The 16,656-nt window shown below is 61.6% G+C and carries 13 protein-coding genes and 1 riboswitch; of the genes, 6 read left to right on the plus strand and 7 right to left on the minus strand.

Annotation, left to right across the window (positions count from 1 at the left end):
* Window positions 1–122: 122 nt before the first annotated feature.
* Window positions 123–905: a substrate-binding periplasmic protein gene (locus BKX93_RS02645; protein ID WP_052717341.1), complete on the plus strand. Its 783-nt coding sequence runs from the start codon at window positions 123–125 to the stop codon at window positions 903–905.
* Here the strand turns inward: BKX93_RS02645 and BKX93_RS02650 are convergent.
* Both BKX93_RS02650 and gcvA read right to left on the minus strand, forming a co-directional pair.
* Window positions 902–2,218, minus strand: coding sequence for a voltage-gated chloride channel family protein (locus BKX93_RS02650; protein WP_070978596.1), 1,317 nt, complete (start codon window positions 2,216–2,218; stop codon window positions 902–904). The two genes, BKX93_RS02645 and BKX93_RS02650, sit on opposite strands and share 4 nt — an antisense overlap.
* 78 nt (window positions 2,219–2,296) lie before the next feature.
* A riboswitch (Fluoride riboswitch) is annotated at window positions 2,297–2,363 on the minus strand.
* 39 nt (window positions 2,364–2,402) lie between these two features.
* Window positions 2,403–3,302 (minus strand): transcriptional regulator GcvA, encoded by a 900-nt coding sequence (gcvA, locus tag BKX93_RS02655; protein WP_046158117.1) that lies wholly within the window; start codon window positions 3,300–3,302, stop codon window positions 2,403–2,405.
* Between the two features lie 190 nt (window positions 3,303–3,492).
* Between gcvA and acnB the strand changes: the two genes are divergently transcribed.
* From acnB to BKX93_RS02675, 4 genes are all read left to right on the plus strand, one after another.
* A complete protein-coding gene (acnB, locus tag BKX93_RS02660; RefSeq protein ID WP_070978598.1) occupies window positions 3,493–6,081 on the plus strand; it encodes a bifunctional aconitate hydratase 2/2-methylisocitrate dehydratase in 2,589 nt (862 codons plus the stop codon).
* Between the two features lie 310 nt (window positions 6,082–6,391).
* A complete protein-coding gene (locus BKX93_RS02665) occupies window positions 6,392–7,024 on the plus strand; it encodes a PAS domain S-box protein (protein ID WP_083340406.1) in 633 nt (210 codons plus the stop codon).
* Between the two features lie 39 nt (window positions 7,025–7,063).
* Complete coding sequence (locus BKX93_RS02670; RefSeq protein ID WP_222103280.1) at window positions 7,064–9,607, plus strand: chemotaxis protein CheB; 2,544 nt, start codon at window positions 7,064–7,066, stop codon at window positions 9,605–9,607.
* Between the two features lie 513 nt (window positions 9,608–10,120).
* Window positions 10,121–10,690: a GNAT family N-acetyltransferase gene (locus tag BKX93_RS02675; protein WP_083340408.1), complete on the plus strand. Its 570-nt coding sequence runs from the start codon at window positions 10,121–10,123 to the stop codon at window positions 10,688–10,690.
* Window positions 10,691–10,693: 3 nt separating this feature from the next.
* On the opposite strand, the gene BKX93_RS02680 is transcribed toward BKX93_RS02675, so the two are convergent.
* The 4 genes from BKX93_RS02680 to BKX93_RS02695 all read right to left on the minus strand — a co-directional run bounded on the left by BKX93_RS02680 (window position 10,694) and on the right by BKX93_RS02695 (window position 13,890).
* Window positions 10,694–11,047, minus strand: a complete 354-nt coding sequence (locus tag BKX93_RS02680) for a hypothetical protein (RefSeq protein WP_046158112.1) — start codon at window positions 11,045–11,047, stop codon at window positions 10,694–10,696.
* A 130-nt stretch (window positions 11,048–11,177) separates the two neighbouring features.
* The gene (locus tag BKX93_RS02685) at window positions 11,178–12,188 is read right to left on the minus strand and encodes a BMP family lipoprotein (protein ID WP_083340409.1); all 1,011 of its coding nucleotides are present in this window, start codon (window positions 12,186–12,188) and stop codon (window positions 11,178–11,180) included.
* A gap of 292 nt (window positions 12,189–12,480) precedes the next feature.
* Window positions 12,481–13,281, minus strand: a complete 801-nt coding sequence (locus BKX93_RS02690) for a siderophore-interacting protein (protein ID WP_070978601.1) — start codon at window positions 13,279–13,281, stop codon at window positions 12,481–12,483.
* A gap of 9 nt (window positions 13,282–13,290) precedes the next feature.
* A complete protein-coding gene (locus BKX93_RS02695; protein ID WP_052717343.1) occupies window positions 13,291–13,890 on the minus strand; it encodes a PadR family transcriptional regulator in 600 nt (199 codons plus the stop codon).
* Between the two features lie 200 nt (window positions 13,891–14,090).
* On the opposite strand from BKX93_RS02695, the gene BKX93_RS02700 reads away from it, so the two are divergent.
* Window positions 14,091–15,725 carry a methyl-accepting chemotaxis protein gene (locus BKX93_RS02700; RefSeq protein ID WP_046166687.1) on the plus strand — a complete coding sequence of 545 codons (1,635 nt, stop codon included), beginning with the start codon at window positions 14,091–14,093 and terminating at the stop codon, window positions 15,723–15,725.
* Between the two features lie 3 nt (window positions 15,726–15,728).
* Here BKX93_RS02700 and BKX93_RS02705 read toward each other — a convergent pair whose 3' ends face one another.
* Window positions 15,729–16,643 (minus strand): TIGR02285 family protein, encoded by a 915-nt coding sequence (locus BKX93_RS02705; RefSeq protein WP_046158108.1) that lies wholly within the window; start codon window positions 16,641–16,643, stop codon window positions 15,729–15,731.
* Window positions 16,644–16,656: the final 13 nt, after the last annotated feature.

The raw sequence follows: 16,656 nt of genomic DNA on the forward strand, positions 1-16,656 counted from the left end.
GTAGGTGCGCGAATGATAATGCCGTCGGATTGACGGCACAACGCGGCATTATAACGAATAAGCCGGCAGCCAGGGCGGCCAGCGGCTATCAAGAAAATGATAGTTATACGTAGGAGAATGCCATGCCGGTCCGCGCCCTTGTCCTGTTGCTGTTCAGCCTGTCCGCCTGGTCGGCCCGGGCGCCGGCGATCACCATTTACACCGAGGAGTGGCCGCCCATCACCTTCCAACGCAATGGCATCGCCGACGGAATGGCGGTAGAGGTGGTGCGCGAGATCCAGGCGCGCATCCACGACAACAGCCCGATCGACGTGGTGCCTTGGGCGCGCGGCTACAAGGAGCTGCTGACCAGTCCCGGCGTAATGCTGTTTACCGTCGGCCGCAGCGAGGCGCGGGAGAAGCAGATGACGCTGCTGGGGCCGATCGCGGTGTCGCAAACCGTGCTGTTGGCGCGCAAGGGAGAGGCATCCAAATTGTTGGCGCTGGGCGCCGGCATCTACCAGCGTCCGGTTGGCGCTTACCGCGGCAGCATCTTCGCCGACGCGGCCTCCGCCGCAGGCTTCGTCGAGGTGGACCTGGCTCCGACCCCCCAGGTGACCGCGCAAAAGATGTTGATGGGCAGGTATGACATGTGGGTGGAGGGTGGTTTCGTCGTCGCCTCCGTGCTCAAGGACATCCATCAGCCGGCCGATTCGGTGGAGGTGGTGCGCGTGCTGGAGTCGCTGGAACTTTACCTGGCCTTTTCCCGCGGCACGCCTGCAGACGAGGTCAAGCGCTGGCAGGACGGCTTCGCGGCGATCAAGAAAGACGGCACCTACAAGCGCACCTATAACAAGTGGCTGCCGCGGGACACCGCGCCGATGGAAGTGAAGCTGATCGGCCTGCCTCCCGGACCGGCGCGCTAACCGGCGCCGCGCTCGGACGCGCGCGCCTTCTGGCTGGCGGCGCGGCGCAATGCCGGCCATTCCGCCAGCCGGATGTTCTCCGGCACGCCGCGCCGCTTGGCAACGCCCACCCGCTGCGCGCGGTAGATGCCGGAGTGTCCCGAGCATAAATAGCTGACCACACAGGCCAACCCGGCGTAGACGCCGATTTCCGGCCCGAACAGCTCCATCGCCATCACCGTGGAGGCCAGCGGCGTATTGGCCGCGCCGGCGAACACCGCAACGAAGCCCATGCCAGCCAGCAAGGGGAAGGGCAGATGCAGCCACGGCGCCAGCGCGTTGCCCAGCGCGGCGCCGATGTAGAACAGCGGCGTGACTTCTCCGCCCTTGAAGCCGGAACCCAGCGTCGCCACGGTGAACGCCAGCTTGCCAGCGAAGTCGTACGCCGGCAGCGGCTGCTGGAAGGCGGACACGATGGTGGGGATGCCCAGGCCCAGATAGGCCTGCGCGTCCATCAGCGAGGCTGCGATCGCGACCGCGCCGCCGCCGATCAGCGGCCGCAGCGGCGCGAAGGCGATGAAGCGCTTGAAGCCGCTGGCCAAGCCATGAACGGACTCGGCGAACAGCTTGCCGACCAGTCCGAAGGCGGCGCCGGCCAGCACCGCAGCGCCCAGCCCCCAAGCGCTGGCCGCTGGAATGAAAGGAATCCGGTAGTGCGTGTGATGCACGCCCCAGAGCTGCCCGATCTGGTCGCCGAGAATGGCAGCCGCCAGGCAGGGCAAAATCGCGTCGTAGCGCAGACGGCCGATGGCGAGCACCTCCAGGCCGAAGATCGCGCCGGCGAGCGGCGTGCCGAACACCGAGGCGAAGCCGGCGCTGATCCCGGCCATCAACAGGATGCGACGGTCCTCCCGCCGCAAGGGCAGCCATTTGTGCACCTGGTCGGCCAGCGCGCCGCCCATCTGCACCGCAGTGCCTTCCCGGCCGGCCGAGCCGCCGCACAAATGAGTGGCGACGGTGCCGATCAGCACCAGCGGCGCCATCCGCAACGGAATGGTTTTTTTCGAATCGTGAATCTCGTCGATCAACAGATTATTGCCGGCCTCCACCTCGCGCCCCAGCCGCCAGTAGGCCAAGCCGACCATGAAGCCGGCTAGCGGCAGCAGCCAGATCAGCCAGGGGTGGCTCAGGCGGGTTTGCGTGGCCCAATCCAGCGAAAACAGAAACAGGGCGGAGGCGCTGCCAGTCAGCGCGGCGACCAGCGCGGACAAAAGCAGCCATTTCCCGATATGGGGCAGGGTGGAAAATCTTTCCGGAAGAAGAGGGTATTTCATGGGCGTCCAATGCGTTGTGATGGCAATCGCCTGGACGGGCATGCTTTGAGGCGCAGGCCTACAGCTTCCCGGTCCAGGAATACTGTAGGCATCATCAGCCTCTTTGCGAGGCGGTTACGGGAGGCATGCCATCTCCGCTTGCGCCGATTGTACTGGCCGAAACGATGCAGAGGCAAGCCCGGGCTCAGCGCGGGGAAGTTCCGGCCTTGTCCGCTTCGCTTTCCAGCCAGCGGCAGAAGGTCGCCACGGCGGCATCCTCCGCCGACATGCGCGGCGCCACCCAGCAATAGTCGCGCACCGTCACCACCGGCGCCGGCAGCGGAGACACCAGCCGGCCCGCGTCTATCAGCGCCTGCGCCATCGGCATGGGCCCCAGCACCACGCCCAGTCCATCTATCGCGGCCTGCAGCGCCAGGGAGAACTTGTCGAAATGCATGCTGCTGGCCGGCTTCAGTTCGGGAACGCCTGCCAGCGTCAGCCAGCGCGGCCAGGCCGTGGGGCGAGTGTCCGCGTGCAGCAGCGTATGGGTGGTGAGGTCATCCGGACGATTCAGCGGCAGCGTGTCCAGCAGCGCCGGGCTGCACAACGGCAGCTCCCATTCCTTCAGGAATGGCTTGGCGATGTGGCCGGGCCAATCGCCGGGACCGCGGCGGATGGCGATGTCGAACGGCGAATCCAGCCGGCTCAGATCGCGGTCCGAAGTGGCCAGATGCAGCTCAAGGTCGGGAAAGCGCTCGCGAAAGCGCTCCAGCCTGGGCAGCAGCCAGTAGGCGGCGAAAGTGGGCGTGGAATTGATGGATAGCCGCCGCTGGCGGTTGGGTTGCAACAGTTGAGCGGTGGCATTGGCGATCAGGTCAAGGCCGTCCTGCACCTGCACCAGATAGCGCCAACCAGCGTCGGTCAGCCTGACGCGGCCGCCGCTGCGCTCGAACAGCGGCACGCCCAGCCAATCTTCCAGCTGCTTAATCTGTTTGCTCACAGCGCCATGAGTGACGAAGAGTTCGCCCGCCGCGGCGGAAAAGCTTTCCAGCCTTGCCGCGGCCTCGAAAATGCGCAATGAGTTAAGAGGAGGATAAGTGCTCATGTTGTGATTTTATCTCACAATCCATGTTGCGATTACTCGTTTGTATGCAAGCGCCGAAAAGCGTAATCTTCAGTCACTACAAAGTGCATATTCCGGCGCGAAGCGCGCGGAGCGATGCAGACCCAGCAAGTGGAGACTGGCGGCACGCCGCCAGGCCTGCGACAACCTAAAGCCAAGAAGGTCCCGAGTCATGCTAGAAGCTTACCGTCAGCACGTAGCCGAGCGCGCCGCGCTGGGCATTCCGCCCCTGCCGCTGTCCGCCAAGCAGGTCGAAGAACTGGTCGAACTGCTGAAAAATCCGCCCAAGGGCGAAGAGAGCATCCTGGTCGACCTGATCACCCACCGCGTGCCGCCGGGCGTGGACGACGCCGCCAAGGTCAAAGCCTCCTTCCTGGCCGCCGTCGCCGAAGGCGGCGTGAAGTCGCCGCTGGTTTCGCGCGAGCTGGCCACCGAGCTTCTCGGCACCATGCTGGGCGGCTACAACATCAAGCCGCTGGTCGATCTGCTGGACGATCCGTCCGTCGCCAAAATCGCGGCCGCCGGCCTGAAGAAAACCCTGCTGATGTTCGATTCCTTCCACGATGTGAAGGAAAAGATGGACAAGGGCAACGCCGTCGCCAAGGAAGTGGTCGAGTCCTGGGCCAACGCCGAGTGGTTCACCAGTCGCCCGGAAGTGGCGCAGAAAATCACCGTCACCGTATTCAAGGTGCCGGGCGAAACCAATACCGACGACCTGTCGCCGGCCCCGGACGCCTGGAGCCGCCCGGACATCCCGCTGCATTACCTGGCGATGCTGAAGAACACCCGCGCCGACGCGGCCTTCAAGCCGGAAGAAGACGGCAAGCGCGGCCCGATGCAATTCATCGACGATCTGAAGAAGAAGGGCCACCTGGTCGCCTACGTCGGCGACGTGGTCGGCACCGGCTCCTCGCGCAAGTCCGCCACCAACTCCGTGGTATGGGCCACCGGCCAGGACATCCCGTTTGTGCCGAACAAGCGCTTCGGCGGCGTGACCCTGGGCGGCAAGATCGCTCCCATCTTCTTCAATACCCAGGAAGACTCCGGCTCGCTGCCGATCGAAGTGGACGTGTCCAAGCTGGAAATGGGCGACGTGATCGACGTCTACCCGTACGCCGGCAAGATCGAGAAGAACGGCGCTGTCGTCTCCGAATTCAAGCTGAAGTCCGAAGTGATCCTGGACGAAGTGCGCGCCGGCGGCCGCATCAACCTGATCATCGGCCGCGGCCTGACCTCCAAGGCGCGCGAAGCGCTGGGCCTGCCGGCCTCCACCGTGTTCCGCCTGCCCAAGGCGCCGGTCGATTCCGGCAAAGGCTTTAGCCTGGGCCAGAAGATGGTCGGCCGCGCCTGTGGCCTGCCGGAAGGCAAAGGCGTGCGCCCGGGCACCTACTGCGAACCGAAGATGACCACCGTCGGCTCGCAGGACACCACCGGCCCGATGACCCGCGACGAGCTGAAAGACCTGGCCTGCCTGGGCTTCTCCGCCGACCTGGTGATGCAATCGTTCTGCCACACCGCCGCTTACCCCAAGCCGGTGGATGTGAAGATGCACAAGGAGCTGCCGGCCTTCATCTCCACCCGCGGCGGCGTTTCGCTGCGCCCGGGCGACGGCGTGATCCACAGCTGGCTGAACCGCCTGCTGCTGCCCGACACCGTCGGCACCGGCGGCGACAGTCATACCCGTTTCCCGATCGGCATCTCCTTCCCGGCCGGCTCCGGCCTGGTGGCCTTCGCCGCCGCCACCGGCGTGATGCCGCTGGACATGCCGGAATCGGTGCTGGTGCGCTTCAAGGGCAAGCTGCAGCCGGGCGTGACCCTGCGCGACCTGGTCAACGCCATCCCGCTGTACGCGATCAAGCAAGGCCTGCTGACCGTGGCCAAAGCCGGCAAGAAGAACATCTTCTCCGGCCGCATCCTGGAAATCGAAGGCCTGCCTGATCTGAAGGTCGAGCAGGCGTTCGAGCTGACCGATGCCTCGGCTGAGCGCTCCGCCGCCGGCTGCACCGTGCACCTGAACAAGGAGCCGATCGCCGAGTACATGCGCTCCAACATCACGTTGATGAAGACCATGATCGCCGACGGCTATCAGGACGCGCGCACGCTGGAGCGCCGCATCAAGTCGATGGAAGAGTGGATCGCCAACGGCCAGTTGCTGAAGGGCGACGTCGACGCCGAATACGCCGCTGTGATCGACATCGACCTGGCCGATGTGAAAGAGCCGATCGTCGCCTGCCCGAACGACCCGGACGACGTGAAATTCATGTCCGAAGTGGCCGGCACCAAGATCGACGAAGTATTCATCGGTTCGTGCATGACCAATATCGGCCACTTCCGCGCCGCCTCCAAACTGCTGGAAGGCAAGGCCGACATTCCGGTCAAGCTGTGGGTCGCTCCGCCGACCAAGATGGACGCCAAGCAGCTGACCGAAGAGGGCCACTACGGCGTGCTGGGCCGCGCCGGCGCCCGCATGGAAATGCCGGGCTGCTCGCTGTGCATGGGCAACCAGGCGCAGGTGCGCGAAGGCGCGACCGTGATGTCCACCTCCACCCGCAACTTCCCGAACCGCCTGGGCAAAAACTCCAACGTGTTCCTGGGCTCGGCGGAACTGGCCGCGATCTGCTCCAAGCTGGGCAAGATCCCGACCGTGGAGGAATACCAGGCCAATATCGGCATCATCAACGAGAAGAGCGCCGAAGTTTACCAGTACCTGAACTTCGACCAGATCGCCGAATATCAGGAGCTGGCCGCCAGCAAGGCCTGATTGCCTCGAGGCGTCGAATAACGCCGTCCGCCCCAAGGGTGGGCGGCGTTTTTTTCTTGGCCGCATGAAAGCCAGCTACGGCAGCCGTGCTACCATGCTCCATATTCTTCTTGGCGTATTTTCCGTCCTTCCCGAGTAAAATGGCCGGCTGGCAGGCAAGGAAATGCGCATCGGAATGACGTTGGCGTGACGCGGGTCTATAATTGAATGGATTTCATGGCGCATTGAAATTCATCCTTCAGCCTAAAGCTCAGCACAATTTCTTGTCCCATGGCTACAAGCCGTTTCCTTGGCAGGCTGGGCAGCCTCCATGCATGCAACACTCCCAAAGGTTATCCACGCAATGAAAAAATCATCGAATGGGGTAAAACGGCGGGCCGCGCAGCGGAAAAGCGCGGAAGCCATGGTGGAGGGCTTGTTTTTCGACGGCCCCGGCACCGAGCCTGCCGGGATGCTGATGCATGAGTTGCTGATCCACAAAATCGAGTTGGAAGCGCAGCTCATAGAGCTGCAGAATAACAATGCCTTCGTGGAGCAAATACGCGATCAGTATGTCGATTTTTACGAGACCGCGTCTGCCGGCCTCATTACCGTTGATGCTAGGGGCATGATAACTGAGGTCAATAAAACCGCAATCGAGTCACTAGGTATCAGCAAAGAGAAAGTCGTCGGCGCACTTTTCTCTCGTTTTGTTGCGAGCGGCGACCAAAATCGATGGAGTCTATTTTTTGAACGGGCGCTGTATGACAAGGAAAATAATGGGGAAAGCATCATCCTGGCATTGAATGTCCGCTCTTTTCATCATACAGGCGTGTTTCACATCGACTGCCAGAGAAAGTACGTGGTGGGAATGGGGGTGATAGTACGCTTGACATTGACTGATTTCAGCAAGATCAAGCGCGCGGAAGCCGAGATGCTGGACCGCTTGGCTCAGCAAGAATAAGTGCATAGCCCCGATGATGGCGGAGCCATGAATACAGCGATGCAGATCGCATTGCCGCAACCCGGCCGCGAACTGATCGGCTTCCCGGTTGTCGGCATTGGCTGCTCTGCGGGAGGGCTGGAGGCGCTGAAAAATTTTTTCACCTGCGTTCCAGATAAAAGCGGGCTGGCGTTCATCGTTGTCCAGCACTTGGCGCCCACCTCTACGCATATCAGCATTCTGGCGGACATCCTGCGGAATCACACCCGGATGGATGTGCTGGAAGCGGCGGAAGGCCTGCAGCTATTGCCCAACCATGTTTACATCGCGCCGCCGCGTCAAAACGTCTTCCTGAAAGATGGCCGCTTGCGTCTGAGCGTGGAAGAAAGCGCCGGATTGCGTTTGCCTATCGATTTGTTCTTTCAAAAACTGGCGCAGGGACTGCGGGAAAGGGCGGTGGGCATTGTCCTGTCCGGCATGGGCTCCGACGGCGCTCAGGGCCTCCAGTCCATCCGCGAGGCCGGTGGACTGTGCCTTGCGCAAGAGCCAGCCACCGCGGGCTTCGATAGCATGCCGCTTGCCGCTATCGCTTCAGGGTGCGTGCAGATCATAGCGCCGCCAGAGAGGCTGCCGGCGCTACTCATCCATTATCTGAAATACGCAATGAAAAAGACCGAATCCCCATCAGTCATCGTGCTGGACAGCCAGGAATACTATAGGAAAATCATCGCGCTTCTGCTCGAGCACTGCCATGCCGACTTTTCTCACTACAAAATCAATACGCTGACACGGCGCATTGAAAGGCGCATTGCCGTCCACAAGATGGATAATATCGCCGAGTATGCAAGCTACCTGGGAGCCAACCCGCAAGAACTGGTCTTGCTGCACAAAGAGTTGCTGATTGGGGTGACCAATTTCTTCCGCGATCCGGAAATATGGCAGTGCCTGCGCGACGATGCTTTCCCCACCCTTTTTTCTCGATATCCAAACGGCCGCAAGCTGCGCGCCTGGGTGGTTGGTTGCTCGAGTGGCGAAGAAGCCTATTCCCTGGTGATATCTTACAAAGAAGCATCCAGGGCGCTTAACCTGGATGACAAGTTCTCGCTGCAAGTCTATGCAACTGATCTGGACCCCGAGGCGATTCTCCGGGCTAGAAAGGGGATTTTCAGCAACAAGATAAAATCTGATATTTCCCCTGACTATCTGGCGCGTTACTTCGTGGAAGAGGGCGGCGAGTATCGGATCAAAAAAGAAATTCGAGATTGCATTGTATTTGCCACGCAGAATGTAATTTCAGACCCGCCATTCACCAAGTTGGATTTGTTATCCTGCAGAAATCTTTTGATATATTTCGATGCCAAACTGCAGAAGAGACTGCTATTATTATTTCATTATGCATTGAATCAAAATGGCATTCTGATGCTTGGCAATGCAGAGTCCATCGGGCAGCTGTCACAACTCTTCTTTCCAATAAAAAACAAGATACGCCTTTTGGGGAGGCTCAATCAGGCTTCAGCATCGTCCGAACTGATTTTCCCAAGCAAATCGCTGGAGAAGAATAATATGAGCGTCACGCCGGCATTTTCCAAAGAGGCCGCTTTGACTGAAAGCATTGGTCCGCAAATAGATAGCCTGATTCAGCAGAATTATGCCCCGGCTGCAGTTTTGGTGAATGCCGAAGGGGATATAATCTATATTAGCGGCCGCACGGGATCATACCTGGAGCCCGCAGCCGGCAAGGTCAACATCAATATTCACGCCATGGCCAGGCCTGGCCTGAGAGAGGCGTTGACCGGCGCGGTGAAAAGGGCGTTACAGAACCCGCTTCCGATTCAGATCAAGGGAGTCCCCATTGAGGACGGCAATGGGCATAAAGTGGTAAATGTAACCATCCATGCCCTCCAGGCTCCGGAGGCGCTGCGAGGCCAGGTGTTGATCGTGTTTCACGATGTTGTCCAAAACAAATCGCCGAGAAGGAAAGGCGGGGTGGTTTCGCGAGATGAGCACCAACAGCTAGAACGCGATCTGCAGCAGGCGCGCGAATCATTGCAGGCCATGCATGAGGAAATGCGCTGCTCGATGGAGGAGTTGAAGTCCGCCAACGAAGAGTTGCAATCGATGAATGAAGAGCTGCAATCAACCAATGAGGAGCTGACCACCTCAAAGGAAGAGATGCAGTCGATGAATGAAGAGCTGCAGACGGTGAACGCCGAGCTGCAATCCAAGATGGATGACCTGTCCGAGGCGAGGAATGACTTGATGAACTTGCTGAACAGCACTGAAATCGCCACCATTTTCCTGGATGGCGGGCTGAAAGTCAGACGGTTCACTTCGCATGTCACCACCTTGTTCAAACTTATTCAGAGCGATATTGGCAGGCCGCTTTCAGACATCGCCAACAATCTGGATTACCCTGAGCTGAGTCAGGATGCCTATGGAGTTATTCGCACGCTGGTTTTCAAGGATAAGCTGATCCGCGCAACGGATGATCAGTGGTACAGGGCGAGAATTATGCCGTATCGCACTCAGGAAAACGTGATTGACGGCATTGTGATCACTTTTACCAATATCAGCGAAATCCGCGCGCTGGAGAAAAATTTTTAAGTCTTCCTGCCACGCTGTTGCGTACTGGATATATTTTCCATTTGCGTATGCTGCCGCACATACGCACGCCAAACGACGGTCTATTCTCCCGGTATCACTTGCTTAGGGAGCGACGGTCATGGTCAATGCAATTGCGCAAACAGAGATTGAATCGCACCATGGTCTCATGCCTGAGGCAAAAGAGTCCGACGCGGCCAAAAAGGATCACAATGGGCTGATATGCTTGGTTCAGATGCGCTACGGTCTAAGCCGGGAGGAAGCAGAAAAACAGGTCAGGGAATTCCTTGCAACCTGCAAATAGCGCTGTTCTTCCTGGGGAGCGTTGCTTGGTGGCGATGTCTTGGCGGTCAATTGAAACGACAAGAAGTCGTTTTGAAAGCATAACCGCTGACAAAACCTCGCAGAGAACCTGAGCCAAGGCGCGCCGACACAGGCTGTGCAGATAGTACGGCAAGGAAGCGCGACGCAGGATCAGGGGGATATAAATGATTAGCAGCAAGATGGATAAGCGAAGTGAATGTTTTGACCGTCCCGTGCGAGGGCATGCCGCAGCCATTGCGGCGCGAGATCAATGCCATGTTGCACTTGGCCTATCGGTGCGATGGTGAAGTCAGCCCAGATGAAGCGCTGCATCGTCCTGAGCTCGAAGCCCAAGCATTCTATCTGAAGGATAACGGACGGCTTGTCGCCTACGCGTCGGTGTTTGGCAAAGCCATCTCTCAACAGGGGCGGATTTTCTCGTTGGGCAGCCTTGGCTGCGTCGCCACTCATCCGGAGTTGCGCGGACGCGGCCTGGGCGAGCGCGTTGTCGTGGCCGCTTCGGATTGGCTCAGAACTTGCGGCCGTTACGACATCGCCGCGTTTTCCTGCGACGCCGGGCTGCTGCCGTTCTATCGACGGGCGGCGGGCTGGGAGGCTGCCGACGTCGTTCTGGTCGCCAACGAGAGTGAAAACGCCTTGCGCAGCGATACGCTGGGCAAGGTTGTTATGCTGGAGCTGTTGTCGGGGCGGGCGAGGACCGCCGAGCCATTGTTTCGCGGCGCGACGATCAATCTGGACCTGCCGCCGGGAGAGTTTGTCTGAAGGTCAGCGCGGCGATTTGCGGCGCGAAGCCTTGCCGGGCAATTGCATGCCCAGTTCCAGTTCGAACAGGCTGCCGGTGCGGCCGGTCTGCGACTGGCAGGCGATCATCAGCGCGCGGTTGATCGCCTCTTTCTTGCTGACGCCCCACCACTCGATCATCTTGTCCAAAGACTTCTGCGCGTCCCGGCTCAGCTCCACCGTCACCGACAACTCCTGCAGCCGGTTTCGGCGCAGCTCGCGGCTGCGACGCTTGCGTTCGGCCACCGTCATCGCCCGTTCGCCCAGCGGTTTGCGGCCCGGTTTTTTGGCCACCCCGCCTATCAGGTCGAAGGTGTAGTGATCGCAAGGGTCTTTCATTGATGAGTGACAGGTCACGGCAAAATAAACGAGGGGGCGCAAGAATACCATAAACAGGGCATTTGCGCTGAAAGCAGAAGCGACTGGGCAATAAAAAAAGCCCCGCATGCGGGGCTTTCCTGCACGAGGCTCAGTTCACCGGGCAGCTGTTGGCTGCGCGGTAGTCCACCACCTTGATCTTGCCGGCGATGATATCCTTGCGCGCGGCGACGATCTTCTTTTCCATTTCCGGCGTGATCAGCGCGCGGTTGTACTGGTCCAGCGCCCAGTCCACGCCGTTTTCCTTCAGGCCCATCAGCTTGGTGCTGGGCTTCCACTTGCCGTCTTTGGCGTCGCGCATGGTTTCGTACACGGCGTTGTCCACGCGCTTGACCATGGAGGTCAGCACGGTGCCGGGCTGCATGTAGTTCTGGTTGCTGTCCACGCCGATGTAGTACTTGCCGGAGGCCTTGGCGGCCTGGATCACGCCCACGTTCGACAGCGCGGCCGCGGCGAAAATCACGTCGGCGCCGCGGTCGAACTGGCTCTTGGCCAGTTCATTGCCGCGGGACGGGTCATTGAAGGCGGTGTGGGTGGTGCCCAGCATGTTCTGCAGCACCACGGCCTTCGGATTCACGTAGCGCGCGCCCTGCGCGTAACCGCAGCCGAAGGCGCGGATCAGCGGCACGTCCATGCCGCCCAGATAGCCAACCTTGCCGGTCTTGGATTTCAGCGCGGCGGCCATGCCGACCAGGAAGGAGCCTTCCTGTTCCTTGAAGGCGATGCTCTGCACATTGGCCCCCTTGGCCACCGAGTCCACCAGCGTGAACTTGGTGTTCGGGAATTCCTTGGCGACGGTCTCGATCGATTGGGTGTAGGCGAAGCCCACCGCCACTACCAGGTCGGCGCCTTTGCGCGCCATATTGCGCAGCACTTGTTCCTTCTGCGCATCGTTGCTGGGCTGACCTTCGCGGTAATTGATCTTGAACTCTTTCTTGAAGCGTTCGGCGCCGGTATAGGCCGCTTCATTGAAGCTCTTGTCGAACTTGCCGGCCTGGTCGTACACCACGGCCACGTTGAAGTCCTTGGCCAGCGCGGAGCCGGCGAGCAGGGCGGCGGCTGCGGCGCATCCTGCGGTCTTGATCGCAAACGTCATTTTCATCAGCTTTTCTAGTAGTAGTTTTCGAGATGGCTTGCCCGCGAGCCTGTCGCGGGCGCTTCAACGAGGGGACATGCCGTGCCGGGGAGAGGGAGGCCTCGCGCGGCAGGATGCGACGAGGCGGGCGCCGCGCCGTCGTCAGACAGCGCATGCAACCCGCCCATTGAAGCGGCGAAATTCTACCCAGCGCCACCCCTCGTGTAAACCAATATAGACGAAACGCGCGCAAAAACCGTCGGCTCAGCCTTTCGGCATCCGCGGCGACCGCTTTGCGATGCGGGTCGCATCGCCGGCGTCACTCCTCGCTGATGCTTTCATGCGAGCCGGCGTCGCCGCGCTTCCAGTAGCCGGCCACCCGCATTCTGTCCTTGGACAAGCCGCGCTGCTTCAGTTGCTGGTGGATGGGGCGCATCTCGCCGCTTTCGCCCGCCGCCCAGACGAAGCCGGCGCCAGAGGGCAGGTCGCGCCCGTCCAGCGCTTGCTCCAGGCTCTCGCTCCGGCTCCGGTAGCGCCAGACGACTTCCACCCCGGCCGGCGCGGCCAGTTCGAAGCGGCAATCCGGACTGTCGGCCAGGATCAGCGCCAAGCCCCGCGCATCGTCCGGCAACTCCTCCAGCCTGCGGGCGATGGCTGGCAGCGCGGATTCGTCGCCGAGCAGCCAGTGCCAGTCGAAACCAGAGGGGATGACGCGCGAGCCGCGCGGACCGCCGATGCCCAGCTTGCCGCCGGGCTTGGCGCTCAAAGCCCAGTCGGCGGCGATGCCGCCCGCATGGACGACAAAATCGATATCCAGCTCTCCGGCGGCCGCGTCGTAGCGGCGAGGGGTGTAGTCGCGCATCGGCGGCTTGGGCTTATCGGCTGGGAAGCGGATGCCGCCATCCTCGGCGATGGCGGGCAAGGCGGGTTGTTCCGCGCCGGGCTCGGGGAAGAACAGCTTCACGTGGTCGTCGAAGGACGCGGAAACGAAGCCATCCAGGTCATCGCCCGCCAGGGTGATGCGCAGCATGGACGGAGACAGCCGCGATACACGCGCCACCTGCAGCAGACGGAAACGCAGGGGATGGCGCAGGCGTTGGATTTCAAGTTCGGTATTCATAAGATTTCCTCAGGATTTTTCCGCGCCGGCGATTTCGGCGACGGCGCGTTGCAGGATGGCCGCGATGCGGCGCTGTTCGTCAGGCTCCGCCTGGTCTCGTAGCAGCAGCGCGTGCTTCAGCGCGCGCCTGGCCTCGATCAGCTCGCGGGTCCAGCCTGCCGCGCCGTCCTCGCCGATTTCCTCGCCGGCGTAGGCGCGCCGCGCCAGCTCCATCTTGCGGCCGATGTGGGTCAGCTTGGCCAGCGTCAGCTCCACGTGTTCGCGATGGAGGGCCAATCGTTCCCGGCCGGCATCCGCGATGGCGTAGCACTTCCGCTTGCCGTGGCTGGCGGCGGTGACCTGGCCCGCTTCCTCCATGCGAGTGAGGGCGGGGTAGGCCACCCCTGGGCTGGGGCTGTAATAGCCGTTGGAGCGGGAGGCCAGCTCCTTGATCAGTTCGTAGCCATGACAGGAGCGCTCATTGATCAGAGCCAGCAGCAGCAGTTGGAGATCGTCGGAACCGAACTTGCGTCCGCGGGCCAGCGCGCCGTCATCGCCGCCGCGACGGTGCGATCCGCGCATCGCCCGCAGCATGCGGCGAATCGGGTATCGGTATGGATTGCATGGCATGGCTGGCCCTCTCTTCTGGATGGTATATTTTAAGATATATATCGTAAGATATAAAGTCAAGAAGGAAAGCCAAGCTGGCGAGCGGATCAAACCTCAGCGCCATTTCCATGACAAAAATCAACAAAATACATTTGAATATTGAAATTGAATAATGGCATCGGTTATCGTTGGCAGTTGTTTACAAATTCCGTGAGCGAAACATGGCCAGAACCCTTTCCTTGAAACGGCGGCTGTTGCTGCAGACCGTCAGCGCGATCGTCCTGGTCTGCGTGCTGGGCGCCTTGCTGATGAATGCCCTGCGCCAGCAGATGATGGACGACAGGCACGACCAGGTGCGCAGCCAGGTGGAAAACGCCGCCAGCCTGGTGGCGATGCATGAAGAACAGGCCGCCGCCGGACTGGTGCCGGAGGCGGAGGCGCAGAAAATGGCGCTGCAGGAGCTGGCGAGGCTGCGCTTCGACGGCGACGAGTACTTCTTCACGCTGGACCGCAATTTGAAGTGGCTGTCGCACGGCATGAATCCCAAGCTGGTCGGCAAGGACATGCATAGCGTCAAGGACGGCGCCGGCGCCAATATCGGCGCGCTGTTCGAACAAACCATGCGCAGCGGCGGCGGCAAGGGCTTCGTCAACTACGTATGGGACAAGCCGGGCGCCAGCTCGCCGCAGCCCAAGCTCGCCTATTTCCAAAGCTCGCCGCGCTGGGGCTGGGTAGTGGGCACCGGGCTGTATCTGGATGACATCAACGCCACGCTGACGCGGCAGCTGCTGAGCGTGGGCGCGCAGGTGCTGCTGTTCATGGCAGTCAGCCTGTCGCTCGGCTGGTGGGTGTATCGCAGCGTGATGCGGGAGTTGGGCACGGAGCCCTCCGAAGCCGCCGACATCGTGCGCGAGATCGCCGCCGGCAAGCTTGACCGGGAGATACAGGTGGGCGCCGGTCATCAGGACAGCCTGCTGGCCCATATCCGGGAAATGCAGGGGCAACTTCGCCAACTGGTGGGCGACATCATGCGCGACGCCGAAGAGCTGGGCCGCCTGAACGCCGACGTGGTGGATGGCGCGCGCATGGTGGCCGGCAACTCCCAGGGGCAGAGCGAGGGCGCCGCGGCGATGGCGGCCTCGGTGGAGCAGCTGACCGTCAGCATCAACCATATCGCCCAGCACGCGTCCGACGCCCGCGCGGTATCTCAGGACTCCGGCCACCTGTCCGAAGCCGGCAGCCAGGTGATCGCGCGCGCGGTGGAGGAAATGCAGGGCATCAGCGCCACCGTGGACTTGACCGAAGCCGCCATCTCCGAGCTGGCCAGCAAGACGTCCACCATCTCCAACATCATGCAGGTGATCAAGGACATTGCTGATCAGACCAATTTGCTGGCGCTGAACGCCGCCATCGAGGCGGCGCGCGCCGGCGAGACTGGCCGCGGCTTCGCGGTGGTGGCTGACGAGGTGCGCAAATTGTCGGAGCGCACGGCCAAGGCCACCGAGCAGACGGCGGACATGATCGCGGAGATCCAGGCCAGCTCGGACCTGTCTCGCAGGAATATGAGCGATACGGTGGCCAAGGTGAAAACCGGCCTGGAGCTGGCGGAGCAGGGCGGCGAGCTGATCCAGCAGATTCGCGGCAGCGCCAGCCAGGTGGTGCAGGTGGTCAACGACATCTCGCACGCGCTGCAAGAGCAAGGCACCGCCAGCCAGGACATCGCCCGCCACGTCGAGCAGATCGCCCAGGTGGCGTCCGGCAACGCGGTCGCAGCCACCCAGGCGTCGGAAAGCATACAGCGGATAGACGAGGTGACCGGCAACCTCAGGCTGTCGGTCGCGCAATTCCAGGTGTGATGCTCAAGGCCTCGCCAGCGAGTAGCGCGCGGGGTCAGCAGCCCGCGCGCGCTGGCGATAAAAGCGGTCCAGTTCGGCGCGATAACGCTGCGCGGATTCGGGAGAAAGCCAGCGATCCTGCGCCTGGCGGTAAGCCGGGTCGGAAACGACCTCGCTCAGAAGCTGGTCTATTTTCATCACCGCCATCCTTCCCCAGCGAGTGCGCGGGCAGGCGATGCCCACCGGGATCAGCGCCGCGCCGGCGATGGGCAGGCTGGTCAGCGGATGCTCCCGGCTCTGCTCGTCCCGGTATTTGAAGTTGGGCTCGTAATCCAGCGTGTAGTCGGCGCGCCCCAGTTCCAGCAGTTTGAACAAGCCGTCGTTGGACGGGAGATTGGGAATCTCCCTGACGTTCGATCCGCCCTTGCTCTCCGCCAGCAGGCGGTCGATTTCAGCGGTGTAGCTTCTGCCGGCGGCGGTGATGCCGCGCACCCCGGGCTTGCGGATCAGCTTGTCGAGCACCGCCTCTCCCGCCTCGTTCAGCGGCGCTTGCGCCGCCGCCTCCTTGCGGATCACCAGCCGCAGCGGCAACTGCATGTGGGTCAGCGTGAAAAAGGCGAATTTCTCCCGCTCTGGCGTCGGAATCAGGTTCATCCTGCATAGCTGGCTGCCGCGCTGAAGTTCTAGCGTGCTGCGCGCGGTGCTCATCACCATGAAGCGATGCTCGGCCTCCGGCCAGCGCGCGATGATCAGCTTCAGGTAGATGTCGTTCTGGCCGGTGGTGGGTTTGCCGTCGCGAATGATGAAGTTGGGCGCCCAGTCGGACAATACCCAGGTGATCTGGTAGGGCTCGCTCGCGTGGGCTGCGGCGGAGGCAAGCGCCAGCAGGGCGAAACGAGCCAGATTGCGCCATGAGATGGCGGGCGGGAACACGAGCATCGACACTCCACGC

It is taken from the genome of Chromobacterium vaccinii (assembly GCF_001855275.1).
In the GTDB taxonomy this organism is placed as follows: domain Bacteria; phylum Pseudomonadota; class Gammaproteobacteria; order Burkholderiales; family Chromobacteriaceae; genus Chromobacterium; species Chromobacterium vaccinii.